General features: G+C 71.1%; 13 protein-coding genes. 4 read left to right on the forward strand and 9 right to left on the reverse strand.

Features of this window, described 5'->3' with window-relative positions:
- Window position 1: 1 nt before the first annotated feature.
- The 3 genes from ACYVKR_RS20320 to ACYVKR_RS20330 all read right to left on the reverse strand — a co-directional run bounded on the left by ACYVKR_RS20320 (window position 2) and on the right by ACYVKR_RS20330 (window position 3,565).
- A complete protein-coding gene (locus ACYVKR_RS20320) occupies window positions 2–1,933 on the reverse strand; it encodes a RecQ family ATP-dependent DNA helicase (RefSeq protein ID WP_460482788.1) in 1,932 nt (643 codons plus the stop codon).
- Window positions 1,934–2,006: 73 nt separating this feature from the next.
- Window positions 2,007–2,624, reverse strand: coding sequence for a 2-hydroxychromene-2-carboxylate isomerase (locus ACYVKR_RS20325; RefSeq protein ID WP_460482789.1), 618 nt, complete (start codon window positions 2,622–2,624; stop codon window positions 2,007–2,009).
- Window positions 2,621–3,565, reverse strand: a complete 945-nt coding sequence (locus tag ACYVKR_RS20330; protein ID WP_460482790.1) for a LysR family transcriptional regulator — start codon at window positions 3,563–3,565, stop codon at window positions 2,621–2,623. Before ACYVKR_RS20330 ends, ACYVKR_RS20325 begins: the two co-directional genes overlap by 4 nt.
- 103 nt (window positions 3,566–3,668) lie before the next feature.
- Between ACYVKR_RS20330 and ACYVKR_RS20335 the strand changes: the two genes are divergently transcribed.
- The 3 genes from ACYVKR_RS20335 to ACYVKR_RS20345 all read left to right on the forward strand — a co-directional run bounded on the left by ACYVKR_RS20335 (window position 3,669) and on the right by ACYVKR_RS20345 (window position 6,410).
- A complete protein-coding gene (locus ACYVKR_RS20335) occupies window positions 3,669–4,739 on the forward strand; it encodes an isocitrate/isopropylmalate dehydrogenase family protein (protein ID WP_460482791.1) in 1,071 nt (356 codons plus the stop codon).
- A 23-nt stretch (window positions 4,740–4,762) separates the two neighbouring features.
- Window positions 4,763–5,743: a tripartite tricarboxylate transporter substrate binding protein gene (locus ACYVKR_RS20340; protein ID WP_460482792.1), complete on the forward strand. Its 981-nt coding sequence runs from the start codon at window positions 4,763–4,765 to the stop codon at window positions 5,741–5,743.
- A gap of 118 nt (window positions 5,744–5,861) precedes the next feature.
- Window positions 5,862–6,410, forward strand: coding sequence for a hypothetical protein (locus tag ACYVKR_RS20345; RefSeq protein WP_460482793.1), 549 nt, complete (start codon window positions 5,862–5,864; stop codon window positions 6,408–6,410).
- Window positions 6,411–6,467: 57 nt separating this feature from the next.
- Here the strand turns inward: ACYVKR_RS20345 and ACYVKR_RS20350 are convergent, their stop codons facing one another.
- The 6 genes from ACYVKR_RS20350 to soxR form a co-directional block, all read right to left on the reverse strand.
- Window positions 6,468–7,493, reverse strand: coding sequence for a Bug family tripartite tricarboxylate transporter substrate binding protein (locus ACYVKR_RS20350; protein ID WP_460482794.1), 1,026 nt, complete (start codon window positions 7,491–7,493; stop codon window positions 6,468–6,470).
- A gap of 66 nt (window positions 7,494–7,559) precedes the next feature.
- Complete coding sequence (locus ACYVKR_RS20355) at window positions 7,560–10,658, reverse strand: efflux RND transporter permease subunit (RefSeq protein ID WP_460482795.1); 3,099 nt, start codon at window positions 10,656–10,658, stop codon at window positions 7,560–7,562.
- A 9-nt stretch (window positions 10,659–10,667) separates the two neighbouring features.
- Entirely contained in the window at window positions 10,668–11,846 is a 1,179-nt protein-coding gene (locus tag ACYVKR_RS20360; RefSeq protein WP_460482796.1) for an efflux RND transporter periplasmic adaptor subunit, read from the reverse strand.
- A complete protein-coding gene (locus ACYVKR_RS20365) occupies window positions 11,843–13,324 on the reverse strand; it encodes an outer membrane factor lipoprotein domain-containing protein (protein ID WP_460482797.1) in 1,482 nt (493 codons plus the stop codon). Before ACYVKR_RS20365 ends, ACYVKR_RS20360 begins: the two co-directional genes overlap by 4 nt.
- Before the next feature lie 595 nt (window positions 13,325–13,919).
- Window positions 13,920–14,780 (reverse strand): helix-turn-helix transcriptional regulator, encoded by an 861-nt coding sequence (locus ACYVKR_RS20370; RefSeq protein ID WP_460482798.1) that lies wholly within the window; start codon window positions 14,778–14,780, stop codon window positions 13,920–13,922.
- A gap of 29 nt (window positions 14,781–14,809) precedes the next feature.
- The gene (soxR, locus tag ACYVKR_RS20375; RefSeq protein WP_460482799.1) at window positions 14,810–15,292 is read right to left on the reverse strand and encodes a MerR family transcriptional regulator; all 483 of its coding nucleotides are present in this window, start codon (window positions 15,290–15,292) and stop codon (window positions 14,810–14,812) included.
- Between the two features lie 336 nt (window positions 15,293–15,628).
- On the opposite strand from soxR, the gene ACYVKR_RS20380 reads away from it, so the two are divergent.
- The gene (locus ACYVKR_RS20380) at window positions 15,629–16,843 is read left to right on the forward strand and encodes an efflux RND transporter periplasmic adaptor subunit (RefSeq protein ID WP_460482800.1); all 1,215 of its coding nucleotides are present in this window, start codon (window positions 15,629–15,631) and stop codon (window positions 16,841–16,843) included.
- Window positions 16,844–16,855 lie beyond the last annotated feature (12 nt).

Genomic DNA, 16,855 nt, shown 5'->3' on the forward strand with positions numbered 1-16,855 from the left:
CTCAGTCCATCGCGCAGACGCGCAGCACCTCGTCGCCGTAGGCCTCGAGCTTCTTCGCGCCTATGCCGCTGATGCCGTGCAGGTCGTCCAGCGTGCCCGGGTTGCGCTGGGCGATGGCGGCCAGCGTCGCGTCGGCGAACACCACGTAGGCGGGCACGTTGTGCGACTTGGCCACCTCGGTGCGCCAGGCCTTGAGGTTGATGAAGCGCACCTGCTCGTCCGGCCCCAGGTTGGCCGCGGCGATGGCCGGCTTGGCCGTGCGGCCGGATTTGCGGCTGCCGCGCTCGGCCGTGGCCTGGCGCAGCAGCACCGTCTGCTCGCCGCGCAGCACGGCGCGCGAGCCCTCGCACAGCGCCAGCGTCTCGAAGCTGTAGCCGGCCTCGGTCTCGACCTTCTGGCTGTGCAGCGCGCCCACGGCCAGCAGCTGGCGCAGCACGCCGCGCAACTGGGCCTCGCTGTAGGCACTGCCCAGGCCGAAGGTGGAGAGCTTGTCGTGCTGGAACTGGCGCACCTTGTCGGTCTCCTTGCCGCGCACGATGTCGAGGATGTGGCCGGTGCCGAAGGTGATGTTGCTGGCCTCGTGGGCGCGGTAGATGGTGGACAGCAGCTTGCGCGCGGCGTCGGTGCCGTCCCAGGTGGTGGGCGGCTGCAGGCAGTTGTCGCAGTTGCCGCACTGGTAGCGGGGCGCCTTGCCGGCGCCGGGGTCGTTCTCGGGGTGGGCCGAGTCCTGGTCGCCGCCCATGCCGTAGGTCTCGCCGAAATAGTCCAGCAGCCGCACGCGGCGGCAGTCGATGGCCTCGGCCAGCGTCAGCAGCGCGTCGAGCTTACTGCGCATGACCTGTTTGAAGCCGTCCTCGGCCGGGCTCTCGTCGATCATGCGGCGCTGGTTGACCACGTCCGACAGGCCGTAGGCCATCCACGCATCGGCGGCCAGGCCGTCGCGGCCGCCGCGGCCGGTCTCCTGGTAGTAGCCCTCGATGTTCTTGGGCATGTCCAGGTGGGCGACGAAGCGCACGTCGGGCTTGTTGATGCCCATGCCGAAGGCGATGGTGGCGACGATGACAATGCCCTCCTCGCGCAGGAAGCGGTCCTGGTGCAGCTGGCGCACGTGGCTGGGCAGGCCCGCGTGGTAGGGCAGTGCCGACAGGCCGGCATCGGCCAGCAGCTGCGCCACCTCCTCGACGCGCTTGCGCGACTGGCAGTAGACCACGCCGGCCTCGCCCTCGTGCTCGCGCTCGATGAAGCGCAGCAGCTGCGTGGCGGCGTCCTTCTTCTCGACGATGGTGTACTTGATGTTGGGCCGGTCGAAGCTGCTGACGAACTGCCGCGCGTCCTCGAGCTGCAGCCGCTCGACGATGTCGGCGCGCGTGAGCGCGTCGGCCGTGGCGGTGAGGGCGATGCGCGGCACGCTGGCATAGCGCTCGTGCAGCACGGTCAGCGCGCGGTACTCGGGGCGGAAGTCGTGGCCCCACTGGCTCACGCAGTGCGCCTCGTCGATGGCGAACAGCGACAGCTTGCCCATGGCCAGCAGCTCGTCGAGCAGGCCCAGCATGCGCGGGGTGTTGAGCCGCTCGGGCGCCACGTACAGCAGCGTGAGGCCGCCGCTCATCAGCTGCAGCTCCACGTCGCGGGTCTGCTCGTAGCTGAGCGTGGAGTTCAGGTAGGCCGCCTCGACGCCGATCTCGTGCATGGCGCTGACCTGGTCGTGCATCAGCGCGATCAGCGGCGACACCACCAGGGTCACGCCCAGGCCCTGTTGCTGGCGCACGATGGCGGGCACCTGGTAGCACAGGCTCTTGCCGCCGCCGGTGGGCATCAGCACCAGCGCGTCGCCGCCGGTCACCAGGTGCTCCACGATGGCCTGCTGCGGGCCGCGGAAATGCTCGTAGCCGAAGGCATCCTGCAGGACGGTGTGGGCCAGTGATTTACTCATGAATTGATAGCTGTCTGCGCTTGTGTATCAAGCGCTGAAGGCCTGTTTTATTTAAAATTGAAGAAAGGCCGTTTCAGCGCCGCGCCAGCGCCCGATCCACGAAGTCGAGCCGGTCCTGGCCCCAGAAGCGCTCGCCGTCCAGCACGAAGATCGGCGAACCGAAGATGCCCGTGGCCACGGCTTCGTCGCTGTAGCGGCGGTAGCTGGCCTGGGTCTCGGCCGCGTTCTCCAGCGCCTGCAGCGCGGCGCCGTCGTAGCCCGCGGCGTTGGCGACGGCGATGCGCACCTCGGCCTGCGAGGTGTCCTGCTCGTCGGCCCACAGCGCGCGCAGCAGCGCCTGCGACAGCGGCTGGGCGTCGAGCCCCTGGTTCTGCGCGGCGATCACCATCCAGCCGGGCTTCTTGTTCCACGCGGGATCGGTGGGCACGCCCTTGGGGTAGTACCTGGGCTCGAGGTTCAGCGGCATGCCCAGGTGCTGGCGCCAGCGGTCCAGCTCCAGCGCGTGGTAGCTGCGGCGCGCCTCGGGCCGGGTCTTGAGCGGAATGCCGCCGGTCTGCGGCACGACCTCCTGGAAGTCGTAGGGCTTGAGCACCAGTTTCACGCCGTGGCGGCGCACCAGGTCCTCGATGCGCGGCCCCGCGAAATAGGCCCAGGGCGACGACAGGGTGTAGAAGAGTTCGAGCTCGGTCATCCCCCGATTATCTTTGCATCGGGCTGCAGGCCCTGGAACTTGGCCGCCAGGAACTCGACGAACAGGCGCACGCGCGACGACATCTGGTGCTGCTGCGGGTAGACGGCGTAGATGTTGGCCTCGGGCGTGGCGTGCTGGGGCAGCACCCGCACCAGGCGGCCGCTGGCCAGGTAGCGGGCCACGTCCCACTCGGCGCGCATCACGATGCCGTGGCCGGCCAGAGCCCAGCTGACGGCGATCTCGCCGTCGTTGGTGGTGAGGCTGCCGCGCACGTGCACCGCCTCGGTGTGCGGCTTGCCGGCCCGGGTGGACGTGAGCCGCCACACGCCATAGGCGTCGCTGCCCTGGCGGATGCCGATGCAGTTGTGGCGGCGCAGCTCGGCCGGCGCCTGCGGCGTGCCGTGCTCGCGCAGGTAGCGCGGCGCGGCGCACAGCAGGCGGCGGTTGGGCGCGAGAAAGCGCGCGATCACCCGCGCGTCGGGCGGTTCGCCGAAGCGCACGCAGACGTCGAAGGCATCGTCGCTGAGCGCGGGCGGGTCGGCCGACAGCTGCAGCTGCACGTCCACGCCGGGGTGCTTGCGGCAGTACTCGGCGATCACCGGCGCCACGTGCATGCGGCCGAAGCCCAGCGTGGCGTTCACCCGCAGCAGGCCGCTGGGGCTGCCCTGGGCCTGGGTCAGCAGCTGCTGCAGGTCGTCGATCTCGCCGAGGATGCGGCGCGCACGCTCCAGCACGATCTCGCCCTCGGGCGTGAGGCCCATGCGCCGCGTGGTGCGCACCAGGAGCGGCATGGCCAGGCGCGCCTCCATCTGCGCGATGCGCTTGCTGACGGCGGCCGTGCTCACGCCCAGGTCGCGCGCGGCGGCGCTCAGGCTGCCGGCGCGGGCCACGGCCACGAAGAAGCCCAGTTCCGAGGGCTGGATGGCGGGAGCGGTGCTCATGCGGGCCTTAACTGGAGGTTGAAGATGGTTTAACTCTAGCGCCGATCCAAAACCCGGGTGGCCACCCAGAATCACCCCATCCAACCGTGATTGAGGAGCTGCCATGAAGACATACAGGATCGCCACCATCCCCGGCGACGGCATCGGCAAGGAAGTGGTGCCGGCCGGCCGCCAGGTGCTGGAGGCGCTGGCCGCACAGGGTGCGGGCTTTCGCTTCGAGTTCGAGGACTTCGACTGGGGCGGCGATTACTACCGCCGGCATGGCGCGATGATGCCCGAGGACGGCCTCGACGCGCTCAGGGACAAGGACGCCATCCTGTTCGGCTCGGCGGGCGACCCGCACATCCCCGACCACATCACGCTCTGGGGCCTGCGCCTGAAGATCTGCCAGGGGTTCGACCAGTACGCCAACGTGCGGCCCACGCGCATCCTGCCCGGCATCGACGCGCCGCTCAAGCGCTGCGGCCCGCAGGACCTGGACTGGGTCATCGTGCGCGAGAACTCCGAGGGCGAATATGCCGGCGTGGGCGGCCGTGTGCACCAGGGCCACCCCATCGAGGCGGCCACCGACGTGAGCATGATGACCCGCGCCGGCGTCGAGCGCATCATGCGCTTCGCCTTCAAATTGGCGCAGTCCCGGCCGCGCAAGCTGCTCACCGTCATCACCAAGAGCAATGCCCAGCGCCACGCGATGGTGATGTGGGACGAGATCGCCGTGCAGATCAGCGGCGAGTTCCCCGACGTGACCTGGGACAAGGAGCTGGTGGACGCCGCCACGGCGCGCATGGTCAACCGCCCGGCCACGCTGGACACCATCGTCGCCACCAACCTGCATGCCGACATCCTCAGCGACCTGGCCGCCGCGCTGGCCGGCAGCCTGGGCATCGCACCCACGGGCAACATCGACCCCGAGCGCCGCTACCCCAGCATGTTCGAGCCCATCCACGGCTCGGCCTTCGACATCATGGGCAAGGGCCTGGCCAACCCCGTGGGCACCTTCTGGAGCTGCGTGATGCTGCTCGAGCACCTGGGCGAGGACGCCGCCGCGCAGCGCCTGATGCACGCCGTCGAGAGCGTGACCGCCAACCCCCGGCTCCACACCGGCGACCTGGGCGGCCAGGCCACCACCGCGCAGGTGACGCAGGCGGTGTGCGAGCAGCTCGCACGCCGCTGAAGCCCGCAGCCAAGGAGACAAGCATGACAAGAACGAATCACCGGCGCCACACGCTGCGCACCCTGGCCTGCCTGGCGGCGCTGGCTGCCGGCGGCGCCTCGGCCCAGGCCTGGCCCGCCAGGCCAATCAGCCTGGTCGTGCCCTTCCCGGCCGGCGGCACCACCGACGTGCTGGCGCGCGCGCTGGGCCAGGAGCTGGGCAAGAGCCTGGGCCAGCCCGTGGTGGTGGAGAACAAGCCCGGCGCCGGCGCCACGCTGGGTGCCGACTACGTGGCCAAGTCCAAACCCGATGGCTACACGCTGCTGATGGGCGCGGTGCACCACACCATCGCCACCAGCGTGTACCGCAAGCTGCCCTACGACTTCCAGAAGGACTTCGCGCCGGTGAGCACGGTGGCCCTGGTGCCGAACGTGCTGGTGGTGAACCCGCAGGTGCCGGCCAGGACCGTGCAGGAGCTGCTGGCGCTGGCCAGGGAGCAGCCCGGCAAGCTCACCTACGGCTCCAACGGCAACGGCACCGGCCAGCACCTGATCGGCGCGCAGTTCGAGGGCATGGGCGGCGTCAGGCTGCTGCACGTGCCCTACAAGGGCAGCGGGCCGCTGACCACCGACCTGCTGGGCGGGCAGATCAGCATGTCGTTCGACACCGTCACGCCGGTGCTGCCACACATCAAGGCCGGCAAGCTGCGCGCGCTGGCAGTGACCACCGCCAAGCGCTCGGTGGCCCTGCCCGATGTGCCCACGCTGGATGAGTCCGGCCTCAAGGGCTTCGACATGGGCACCTGGTTCGGCGTGCTGGCGCCGGCGGCCACGCCCAGGGAGGTGGTCACGCGGCTCAACACCGAGCTGGTGCGCATCATCCACACGCCCGAGTTCCGCCGCCGCATGGACGAGATCGGCGCCGATCCCATCGGCAATACGCCGCAGCAGATGGCGGCCCAGATCCAGGGCGATACCGAGCGCTTTGCGCGACTGGTGAAGGACGCAAAGGTCGCGATAGAGTAAACAAGTGTGGGCGCCCCCTGGGGGAACGAAACTTGGTTACAAGGTCTGCACGGGGGACGTTGATGTAACAGGCTCGCTGGCTAGACTGCGGTCGTGTTCAACAGCTTAGGAGCTATACATGACGAAGTTTTCTCTGCGTTCCATTCCTGCGGTGATGTTGCTGGCCACGGCAGTGGCGGGCGGTGCGGCCCATGCGGCCGGTCTGGGCCTGGGCGTGGGAGCCGGGGCCGGCGCGGGAGTGAATGCCGGGGGAGCCGGCGTCAGCCTGGGCGCCAACGCCGGCATCCAGTCCGATACGCGGGTCCGCGCCACGGACCAGGCCGGTGCGGGCGCTGAGGGCCAGGGCTCGGCGGCTGCTGAAACCCGCGGCAGCACCGGCGTGGGTTCGGCGGTCGGCGGAGTCGGCTCGGCCGTGGGCGGCGCCGCTTCGGCGACCGGCCAGGCAGCGTCCCAGGCCGGCCACCAGGCTGCCGGCGCGGCGCAGCGCGGCCAGGCCCGCCTGCGCGGCGCGGCAGGTGCTGCCACGGACGCCGCGGGCTCTGCCGCAGGTTCCGCGATGGGCACGGCCGGTTCCGCCGCCGGCGCGGCCACGGGTGCCGCCGGCGCTGCCGCCAATGTGCGGGCACAGGGCCAGGTAGGGGCCGGCGCAGCCGCAGGCACGCGCTGATCCCGCTCCCCGGGGCGCCTTCCGCATTGGGCGGGGGCGCCCTTTTCCATTGGTGGGCTACTGGATGCTGATGTTGGCGGCCTTCACCACCTCGGCCCACTTCTGGCGGTTGTCATGCACCGTCTGCTTGAATTGCGCCGGGTTCTCCAGGCGCACGGTATTGCCCATCTGCTCCAGCCGCTGCCTGACCTCGGGCTGCTGCAGCACCTTCTGCACGGCGGCATTGAGCCGGGCCACGATGGCCGCATCCGTGTCCTTGGGGGCGAAGATACCGAACCAGATCGAGCTGTCGAAGCCGCGCGTGCCGGGCAGGCCGCTGGCGGCGATGGTTGGCACCTCGGGCACGGCCGCCACCGGCTTGGCCGTGGTCACGCCCAGCAGGCGCACCTTGCCTTCCTTGGCGTGCGGCAGCACGGTCTGCACCTGGTTCATGATGCAGCAGGTCTCGCCGCGCACCACCGAGAGGATGGCCTCCGGCCCGCCCTTGTAGGGCACGTGGATCATGTCCAGCCCCAGGCGGTGGTTGAACTCGGCGAACGCCATCTGCGTGCCCGTGCCGTTGCCGGTGGAGGCGAAGTTGTACTTGGCCGGATGCGCCTTGACCTCGCGCACGAACTCGGCGAGGTTGTTCACATCGAGCACCTTGGGGTTGACGGTGAGCACATTGGACACGTCCACCACCGGCGCCACCGGCACGAAGTCCTTTTCCACATCGAACGGCAGGTTCCTATACAGCGCCGCGTTCACGCCGTGCGTGGCGGCGGTGCCGAAGACCAGCGTGTAGCCGTCCGGCTTGGCGCGCGCCACGTACTCGCTGGCGATGTTGCCGCCCGCGCCGGGCTTGTAGTCGATGACGATGGGCTGGCCCAGCTCCTTCGCCAGCGGCTCCTGGACCAGGCGCGCCACCACGTCCACGCCCGAGCCGGCGTTGAATGTCATTACCAGCGTGATGAGCTGTTTGGGGTAGCCGGCGGCATCGCCGCTGGCCGCCATGGCGGCCGGGGGCAGGGCCGCGCCCAGGGCGGCGGCGGTCAGCGCGGTACACAGCAGGCGGCGGGCGAAGGTGGGGCGCAGGAGGGACATGGCGGCAGGCGTAAGGTACGTGAAACCGGTATTGTGACCAGTGCCTCATGCCCTGGCGCCATGTGTTTATTCCCGGGGCGCAGAAAGCGCGGGCGCCGGCTCGGCCGGCTGCCGGCGCAGGCGCCGCGCGCTGCGGCGCAGCCACTGTTCCACGTCGTCCACGTAGGTGAACACGGCCGGCACCACCAGCAGGCTGAGCACGGTGGAGGTGATCAGGCCGCCGATCACCGCGGTGGCCATTGGCGAGCGGAAGCTCGCGTCGGCCGAGCCCCAGCCCACGGCGATGGGCAGCATGCCCGCGCCCATGGCCAGCGTGGTCATGATGATGGGGCGGGCGCGCTTGTGGCAGGCGTCGAGCAGCGCATCCCAGCGGTTCATGCCGCGGTCGCGGCGCGCGACGATGGCGTACTCGACCAGCAGGATGGAGTTCTTCGTGGCCACGCCCATCAGCATGATGAGGCCGATCAGCGACGGCATCGAGAAGCTCTTGCCCGCGAGCAGCAGGCCCACGAAGGCGCCGCCCAGCGACAGCGGCAGCGCCGCGAGGATGGTCGTGGGCTGCAGGAAGTCCTTGAACAGCAGCACCAGCACGATGTAGATGCAGACCACGCCGGTCAGCATCGCCAGGCCGAAGCCGGTGAACAGCTCGCCCATGGCCTCGGCGTCGCCCACGTCGATGATGCGCACGCTGGCCGGCAGCGCCTTGACGGCGGGCAGCTTGCGCACGGCCTCGGTCACGTCGTTGAGGCCGCGCTCGCCCAGCTCGATCTCGAAGTTCATGTTGCGCGCGCGGTCGTAGCGGCTGATGACGGCCGGGCCGCCGGCCAGCGTGAGCGTGGCCACCTCGCCCAGGCGCACCGGCCCGCGCGCGCCGGGCACGGCCAGGCGGGCGAGCAGGTCCAGGTCCTGGCGCGCGTTCTCCTGCAGGCGCACCATGATGGGCACCTGGCGCTCGGCCAGGTTCAGCTTGGGCAGCTGGTTGTCGTAGTCGCCCAGCGTGGCCACGCGCAGCGTGTCGGCGATGGCCTGCGAGGTCACGCCCAGGTCGGCGGCGCGGGCGAAGTCGGGCCGCACCACGATCTCGGGCCGCACCAGGCCGGCCAGCGAGCTGACGTTGCCGATGCCGGGGATGGTGCGCAGCTCGCGCTCCACGTCGGTGGCGGCCTGGCGCAGCGCGTGCGGGTCCTGGCCCGAAAGGGCCAGCACATACTTGTCGTTCGAGCCGCCCAGGCCCACGCCCCAGCGCACGCCGGGCAGGTCGGCCAGCGCCTGGCGGATTTGCTGCTCGATCACCTGCTTCTTCGGCCGCGTGCCGCGCGGCGCGAGCTGCAGCGTGAGCGTGGCCTTGCGCGCCTCGACGAAGTTGCCCGAGAACGGATCGGCGCCCGCGCTGCCGGCGCCGATGGCGGTGTAGATGTCGCCGACATGCTCGATCTTCAGCAGCCGCTGGCGCACCTGCTCTGCCATGGCGACGGTCTGCTCCAGCCGCGAGCCGGGCGGCAGCTCCACGCGCACCTGGGTCTGCACGTTGTCGTCCGGCGGGATGAAGCCCGAGGGCAGCAGCGGGATCAGCGCCAGCGAGCCGAAGAAGAACAGCGTGGCGCCGATCATGGTGCGCCAGCGGTGGTTGAGGCAGGCCTGCGCGGCGCGCATGTACCAGGCCAGCCAGACCGGCTCCTTCTCGGGCTTGACCAGCGGCTTGAGCAGGTAGGCCGCCATCATCGGCGTCAGCAGCCGCGCCACCACCAGCGACGCGAACACCGCGAGCGAGGCCGTCCAGCCGAACTGCTTGAAGAACTTGCCCACCACGCCGCTCATGAAGGCCGTGGGCAGGAAGACCGCGATCAGCGTGAAGGTGGTGGCGATCACCGCCAGGCCGATCTCGTCGGCCGCCTCCATCGCGGCCTGGTACGGCGTCTTGCCCATGCGCAGGTGGCGCACGATGTTCTCCACCTCGACGATGGCGTCGTCCACCAGGATGCCGATCACCAGCGACAGCGCCAGCAGCGTGATGATGTTGATCGAGAAGCCCAGCAGGTACATGCCGATGAAGGCCGGTATCACCGACAGCGGCAGCGCCACGGCCGAGACGATGGTGGCCCGCCAGTCGCGCAGGAACAGCCACACCACCAGCACCGCCAGCACCGCGCCCTCGTACAGCAGCTGCATCGACGAGGCGTACTCCTCGGACGCGATCTTCACGAAGTCCAGCGTGCGGGTGAGGTGGATGTCGGGGTGGTCCTTCTGCAGCTGCGCCAGTGCCTTCTCGACGGCGGCGCCCACCTCGACCTCGCTGGCGCCGCGGCTGCGCGCCACCTCGAAGCCCACCACGCGCTGGCCGTTGAGCAGCGCGGCGGCGCGCGGCTCGGCCACGGTGTCTTCCACCTTGGCCACGTCGGCCAGCGCGATGCGGCGGCCGTCGGCCAGCGGGATCTGCATCTGCCGCAGCTCGTCGGCCGACTGCACGGTGGCGATGGTGCGCACGGGCTGCTCGCTGCCGCCCAGGTCGGTGCGGCCGCCCGCGCTCTCGAGCTGCACCTGGCGCAGCCGGCGCGAGACGTCGGCCGCGGTGGCGTTCAGCGCCTGCAGCCGCGCCGGGTCGAGCGAGACGCGGACTTCGCGCGTGACGCCGCCCACGCGGTTGACCGCGCCCACGCCAGGCACGGCCATCAGGCGGCGCGCCACGGTGTCGTCGACGAACCACGACAGGCCTTCGCCGTCGAGTCGGTCGGACGCGATGGCGAAGGCCAGGATGGGCTGGGACGCGAGATCGAGCTTGGTGACGATGGGGTCGCGCAGGTCGGCCGGCATGTCCGAGCGCACGCGGCTCACGGCCGAGCGCACGTCGTCCACCGCCTCCTGGATGGGCTTTTCGAGCACGAACTCGGCCGCGATGGTGGCCGAGCCGTCGGTCAGCGTGCTGGTGACGTGCTTGAGGCCCTGCACCGTGGCGATCGAGTTCTCGATCTTGCGCGCCACGTCGCTCTCGAGCTGCGTGGGCGAGGCGCCCGGCAGCGCGGCGGTGACGATGACGATGGGCAGGTCCATGTCCGGAAAGTTCTGCACCTTCATGGACTTGAACGAGAACAGCCCGGCCAGCGTGAGCAGCACGAAGAGCATCAGCGCCGGGATCGGGTTGCGGATGGACCAGGCGGAGAGGTTCATCGCTGGTCCTTATTTCGTAGCGGCTTGCGCAGGCGTGGCGGTCGCTGAGGCCGATTTTGGCTCTGGAGCCTCGACCACGCGCACCAGGTCGCCGTCGTTCAGGAAGCCCGCGCCCTGCGCCACGATGCGCGCATCCGCGGGCAGCTCGGAGGTGATCTCTACCCGCTCGCCCACGCGCCGGCCGGTCTGCACCTTGGCCAGGCGCACGCGGCTGTCGGGCAGCAGCAGCAGCACATGGTTGAAGCCGTCGCGCGGCACCACGGCGGCCAGCGGCACCGTGAGCGCGCGGCTCTGGCCCAGCGCGAACTCGCCGCTGGCGAACATGCCGGCCTTGATGCCGGCGTGGCGCAGGGCATCGGGCAGGTCCACGTAGACCAGCGCGTTGCGGGTCTGCGGGTCCACCGTGGGCGCCACCACGCGTACCGTGCCGCGCACCTGCTCGCCGCTGGCGGCCGTCACCACGGCCGGCGTGCCGGGGGCGATGCGCGCCAGCGCGCTCGAGGCGACCTCGGCGCGCCACTCCAGCCGGCTCTGGCGCACCAAGCGGAACAGCTCGGCCCCGGCGTTGACCACGCTGCCCACCGTGGCGGTGCGCGACGAGATCACGCCGGCATCGGGCGCCAGCACCTGCGTGTTGCGGCTGTGCACCTGCTGCGCCGCGGCGGCGGCGCGCGCGGCCTCGACTCGCGCCTTGGCGGTCTGCGCCGCCGTCAGGTACTGGTTGATCTGCTGCTGGCTGAGGGCGCCGGTCTTTTCCAGCGTGCGGGCGCGCTCGGCATTGCCCTGGGCATCGGCGGCCTGGGCCTCGGCCTCGGCCAGGTTGGCCTTCAGGCGCGCCAGCTCGGCCTGCACGGTCTCGCCGGCAAAGACGGCGAGCACCTGGCCCTTCTTCACCGTGTCGCCCACGTTCACGCGCACCTCGGCCAGGCGCAGGCCGTTCGACTCGGCGCCCACGACGGCTTCCTGCCAGGCCGCGACGTTGCCGTTGGCCGCCAGCGTCTGCGCCAGCTCCATGGCCTGCGGCGCGGCGACGGTCACCGCCAGCGCGGGGCGGGTGGCGGGCGCTTCGGCAGGGGCTGAGGGGGCTTCGGCGGCCGGCGTGGGCTGGCGCAGCAGCCAGGCGGCGGCCAGCGCGGCCAGCACGAGGAGGGCCAGGGCGATGAACAGGAAGCGCTTGGTACGTGTCATGGCGATGGTGTCGGGTTCGGTGATGCGGGCGGCTCGAAGCCGCCGCCCAGCGCGCGGTACAGCGCCACCCAGGCCTGGGCGCGCTCGCGCTGCAGGCCCACGCGCGCGGTCTGCGCGGTGAACAGGGTGCGCCGGGAATCCTCCAGTTCGAACAGGCTGGCCAGGCCGCTGGCCTGGCGGGCCTGCACGGCGTCGAACGAGGCCTGGTAGTTCTGCACGGCCAAGTCGGCATCGGCGGCGCGGTCGGCCGTGCCCTGCAGGTTGAGCAGGGCCTCCTCGACCTCGCGCACGGCCTGGCGCACCTGGCCGCGGTACTGCGCCGCGGCCTCGTCGTAGCGGGCGCGCGCCGCCTCGGCATTGGCCGCGCGCGTACCGCCGTCGAACAGCGGCACCGACAGCGACAGCGGGCCGATGCTCCAGGTGTCCAGCGTCTGCTGGATGCCGGCGCCGCGCAGCTGCATGGCGGCGATGGAGCCGGACAGCGACAGGCGCGGATAGCGCTGCGCCTCGACCTGGCCCACCTCGGCGCTGGCGGCGGCCACGGCGAGCTGGGCGGCATGCACGTCGGGGCGCTGGGCCAGCACGCGGGCCGGCACGCGGTCCACGGCGGGCGGCGCGGGCAGGTCGAGGCTGGCCGGGCGCTGGCCCAGCTGCCGGTCGACCTCGGCGGCGGGCAGGCCCGTCAGCGCCACCAGCGCCTGGCGCTGCACCGCGCACTGGGTGCGCTGCTGGGACAGGCGGGCGCGGGCGTCGGCGGCGCTGGCGCGGGCCAGCGCGGCATCGGCCGGCGCCGTGAAACCCGCGCCGGCGGACAGCTGCGTGAGCTGCGCGGTCTGCTGGCGCGACTGGGTGTCGGATTCGGCCACCGCCAGCTGGCGCACGCAGGCGCGCTCGGCGTAGTAGGCATGGGCGGTCTCGGCGGCCACCGACACGCGGGCGTCATGCCAGCGGGCCTGGGCGCCGGCGGCGCGCGCATCGGCGGCATCGCGCCCGGCGCGCACGCCGCCCAGCAGGTCGATCTCCCAGCTGGCCTGCAGGCCGGCCTGCAGCGAGGTCATGGCCGGGATGGCGGGCGAGGCGCCCGAGCTGCTGCTGAGGCCCGTGGCCATGGTGTTGCCGCGCGAGGCCGAGAGGCTGCCATCGAGCTTGGGCAACTGCGCCGCACCCGCCTGCACCTGGGTGGCGCGGGCCTCGGCGATGCGCGCGGCCGCGCTGGCCACGGTGGGGCTGGCGGCCTGCGCGGCCTCGATGAACGCGGCCAGCGCCGGATCGCCCGCCTGCGCCCACCAGCGGGCCAGGTCCGGCACCGAGCCGGCATGCGGCACATCGCCCGCCGGCTGCGCCGTGTGCCACTGCGCGGGCATGGGCGCATCGATGCTGGCTGGCGGCCGCTGGATGGCGCAGCCGGCCAGCACCGCAGCGGCCAGCACGGCCAGCGCTGCGGGCCTGGGCCGGGGGGAAAAGGGGGGATGGAACATGGAGTGGCTATTTTGCGGACGGCCCGAAGACCATTTGCCGCGCCGGTGCAATGCGGCGGACGGCATCTTCGGCGAAGGCGCGCCGGGCGTCTTGAATGAAAGCGACCTGGGTGGGGTGGATCGATGGGGTTATCAAAAAAGATAGCTGCTGGCGCTTGTTGATAAATGGATTTTGGTATTTTTATGGTTGAATTCATTGGTGGATGAGCGCAAGGAGCTATTCTTTTTGAATTCTGAGGCCGGGATGTCGCCCCGGCGGGCGACCTACTTTCTTGCCCGCGCAAGAAAGTAGGCAAAGAAAGCGCCCCTGCTGTCTGCGACCCCAACGCTAGAGCGTTGGGGCAACCTGGGGCGTGGCGTTTGCGGGGTGCGCCGTGGAACTCTCTCCGCGCCAAAGGCGCTCCGTTCAAACAACCCCGGCGAGCTAGACCACGAAGCATGCGCGCTCCGACGCGCATGCCACCCCGCAAACGCCACGCCCCAGGCGCAGCCAGAAGGGGGGGACGCTCCATTCGGGCCGTCGCTGCGCTCGGCCTCTCCCCTCAAAACAAATCGCTTCAAAAAGCAAGAGCTGCAAGCGCTTGGCCTGCACCGCTTACCGCCGCAGCAGCCAGTGCGCATCCGCTGCCTGCGCCGCGCTGCCATGCATGTGCTGGCGCAGCAAGGCGGGCGGCCGCTCGAACAGCGCGCGGGCCTCGCGGCAGAAGTGGGCCTGGTCGGCATAGCCGTTGCCCAGCGCGGCGTCCAGCGCCGTGGCGTTGGCGTCGCGCATGGCCAGCAGCGCCTGTTCCACGCGCAGCATGCGCTCGACCTCGCCGGCGCGCAGCCCGGTCAGGCTGCGCACCTGCCGCTGCAGGTGGCGCGGCGTGCAGCCCAGGCGCTCGGCCAGAGCCTGCCGCGCCTCGCGGCGAAAGCCCTGCGCCAGCAGCGGCAGCCAGGCCGCATGGCGCTGTTGCGCCGCGGCCCAGCGCGGCTGCAGAAAGGCCTCGGCCAGCGCCATGCGCGCGCTGTGGCTGGCCGCGTCCTGCATGGCCTGCAGCCAGGCTAGCCAGTCGTCGCCATCTTCCATCGCGGACAGCCAGGCGGGCGCGTCCTGCATGGCGTCGGTCAGCGGGTGCAGGTCCAGGCCGGTCAGCCAGGCCAGCGCACAGGGCTCGAAGGCGACGCAGAAGAAGTCGGTGCCCGGAGCGGCCGTCGAGTGGTAGGCATGGCGGTGCGCGCCCGAGACGGCGATCGCGGGCCAGGGCCGCTCCACCGCCTGGCCCGCGCATTCGTTCAGCACCTCGGCGCCGCGCACCAGCCAGCTCAGGCCCGGATAGGGGCCGGCCGGCACGCGCGTGTCGCGCGGCGCCGTGGGCGGCAGCGCCGCCAGGTCGCGCCAGATGTAGGCGCGCACGCAGCCGGCCAGCGCGGCGGGTGGCGGCTGCAGGGCGGCGGGCGGCAGGGAAGGCTCCATGGCGCGATTGTGCCTGGGCGGCGTGGCGCTCAGTCTTCGTGGTGGGCGCAGGTGCCGGGCGGCGGGTCGCCGAGCCAGCGCCGGGGCCCGGGGCCGTTCTGGCTGCACAGGTCGCCGGGGTTGTGCAGCTTGCAGTGGCGCAGCGACAGGCAGCCGCAGCCTATGCACTGGTTCAGGCTGTCGCGCAGGCGCTGCAGCTCGTCGATGCGCTCATCGAGCCGCAGCTGCCATACGCGCGACATCTTCTGCCAGTCGCCGCCGGTGGGCACCTGCCGGGTGGGCAGGCGCGCGAGCTGCTCGGCGATTTCTTCAAGCGTGAAACCCACGCGCTGCGCAAAGACGATGTAGGCGATGCGGCGCAGGCTGGAGCGGTGGTAGCTGCGCCGGCCGCTGGCGCCGCGCACCGATTCGATCAGGCCCAGCGACTCGTAGAAGCGCAGCGCCGAGGCGTTGACGCCGCCGCGCTGGGCGAAGTCGCCGATGCCCATCAGCGGATCATCCTCAATTTTCATGGTGTCTTTCCTTCGTGCTGCTTGACTTCAAGTTAACTTGAACTTGAAGAATGCAGGCCATTGTGAGCGATAGCCGCCGGGGCCGCAAGCGCCCCGGCCCATCCGCTGGCCAGGTGTGCTTCTGTATTGATAGCTTTTGGCGATGGTTCATCAAGGGTTTCAGATGTTTTTGCATTTGAAATGACCATGCATAAAGCGCCAACAGCTATCTTTATTGAATCTCTCATCCAGCGTGGCCCAGGGCTGTCACAAGCCGGGCTGCTCCTGCGTCTTGTGGGTAGAGGTGGCCGTTCCGCCAGGCCCGCCGCCCGGCCCATTCATCGAAGGAGAGTCCACATGCCCGTCCATCCCACGCCGCCGCTGCGGCCCCTGCTGCTGTCCGGCGCCCTCGCGGCGCTGGCCCTGCTGTCCGGCTGCGGCCGCCCCGGCGCGGGCGACGCCCACGCCAGCAACGGCCCGCCGCCCGCGCCCGAGGTGCAGGTGGCCGAGGTCGCGCTGCAGGCCATCCGCCCCTGGGACGAGTTCAACGGCCGCATCGAGGCCGTTGAGTCGGTGCAGCTGCGCTCGCGCGTCTCGGGCTATATCGAGCGCATCGCCTTCGGCGAAGGCCAGGAGGTGAAGCGGGGCCAGCTGCTGTTCGTGATCGACCCGCGGCCCTACCGCGCGGCGCTGGCCAGCGCCCAGGCCCAGCTCGAACGCGCCCGCGCCGCCGCCGCGCTGGCGCAGACCCAGGACCAGCGCGCGCGTCAGCTCGTGGCCGAGCATGCGGTCTCGCGCGAGGAGGCCGACACGCGCGCCGGCACGCTGGCCCAGGCCGCGGCCCAGGTGCGCGCGGCCGAGGCCGATCTGGCCACCGCCCGGCTGCAGCTCGATTTCACCGAGGTGCGCGCGCCCATCACCGGCCGTGCGGGCCGCGCACTGCTCACCGTGGGCAACATGGCCCAGGCCGACCAGAGCGTGCTGACCACCCTGGTCTCGCAGGACCCGGTCTATGCATATTTCGATGCCGACGAGCACAGCTTTCTGCGCTACCAGCAAGCCGAAGGGACAGGCGGCCTGGGCCGCCAGGGCCGCGCGGTGCGCGTGGCCCTGGCCGGCGACAGCGGCTTTGCGCATGCGGGCACGCTGGACTTCACGGACAACCAGCTGCAGCCGGGCACGGGCACCATGCGCCTGCGCGCGCGCCTGCCCAACCCCGACCGGGTGCTGACGCCGGGCCTGTTTGCCCGCGTGCAAATGCAAAGTGGGCAAAGCGGTTCAGAAAAACAGGGCAGCGAGCAGCAGGCGCTGCTGATCGACGACAAGGCCGTGCTCACCGACCAGGACCGGAAGTACGTCTACGTGGTGGGCGAAGGCAATGTGGCCGAGCGCCGCGACCTCGCGCTGGGCCGCATGGTCGACGGCCGGCGCGTGGTGGAAAAGGGCCTGGCCGCGGGCGACCGGCTGGTGGTGGGCGGCGTGCAGCGCATCTACTACCCGGGCATGCCGATCAACCCCAAGCCGGTGGCCACGGCTGCGGCCACGGCATCTGCGCCCGCCGTGGCGCAATGAGGGGAAGAAGAC

It is taken from the genome of Comamonas humi, from assembly GCF_054782535.1.

Coding starts and splice junctions, on each gene's coding strand:
- ACYVKR_RS20320 (WP_460482788.1), bottom strand. CDS start 1,933: ATGAGTAAATCACTGGCCCACACCGTCCTGCAGGATGCCTTCGGCTAC.
- ACYVKR_RS20325 (WP_460482789.1), bottom strand. CDS start 2,624: ATGACCGAGCTCGAACTCTTCTACACCCTGTCGTCGCCCTGGGCCTAT.
- ACYVKR_RS20330 (WP_460482790.1), bottom strand. CDS start 3,565: ATGAGCACCGCTCCCGCCATCCAGCCCTCGGAACTGGGCTTCTTCGTG.
- ACYVKR_RS20335 (WP_460482791.1), top strand. CDS start 3,669: ATGAAGACATACAGGATCGCCACCATCCCCGGCGACGGCATCGGCAAG.
- ACYVKR_RS20340 (WP_460482792.1), top strand. CDS start 4,763: ATGACAAGAACGAATCACCGGCGCCACACGCTGCGCACCCTGGCCTGC.
- ACYVKR_RS20345 (WP_460482793.1), top strand. CDS start 5,862: ATGACGAAGTTTTCTCTGCGTTCCATTCCTGCGGTGATGTTGCTGGCC.
- ACYVKR_RS20350 (WP_460482794.1), bottom strand. CDS start 7,493: ATGTCCCTCCTGCGCCCCACCTTCGCCCGCCGCCTGCTGTGTACCGCG.
- ACYVKR_RS20355 (WP_460482795.1), bottom strand. CDS start 10,658: ATGAACCTCTCCGCCTGGTCCATCCGCAACCCGATCCCGGCGCTGATG.
- ACYVKR_RS20360 (WP_460482796.1), bottom strand. CDS start 11,846: ATGACACGTACCAAGCGCTTCCTGTTCATCGCCCTGGCCCTCCTCGTG.
- ACYVKR_RS20365 (WP_460482797.1), bottom strand. CDS start 13,324: ATGTTCCATCCCCCCTTTTCCCCCCGGCCCAGGCCCGCAGCGCTGGCC.
- ACYVKR_RS20370 (WP_460482798.1), bottom strand. CDS start 14,780: ATGGAGCCTTCCCTGCCGCCCGCCGCCCTGCAGCCGCCACCCGCCGCG.
- soxR (WP_460482799.1), bottom strand. CDS start 15,292: ATGAAAATTGAGGATGATCCGCTGATGGGCATCGGCGACTTCGCCCAG.
- ACYVKR_RS20380 (WP_460482800.1), top strand. CDS start 15,629: ATGCCCGTCCATCCCACGCCGCCGCTGCGGCCCCTGCTGCTGTCCGGC.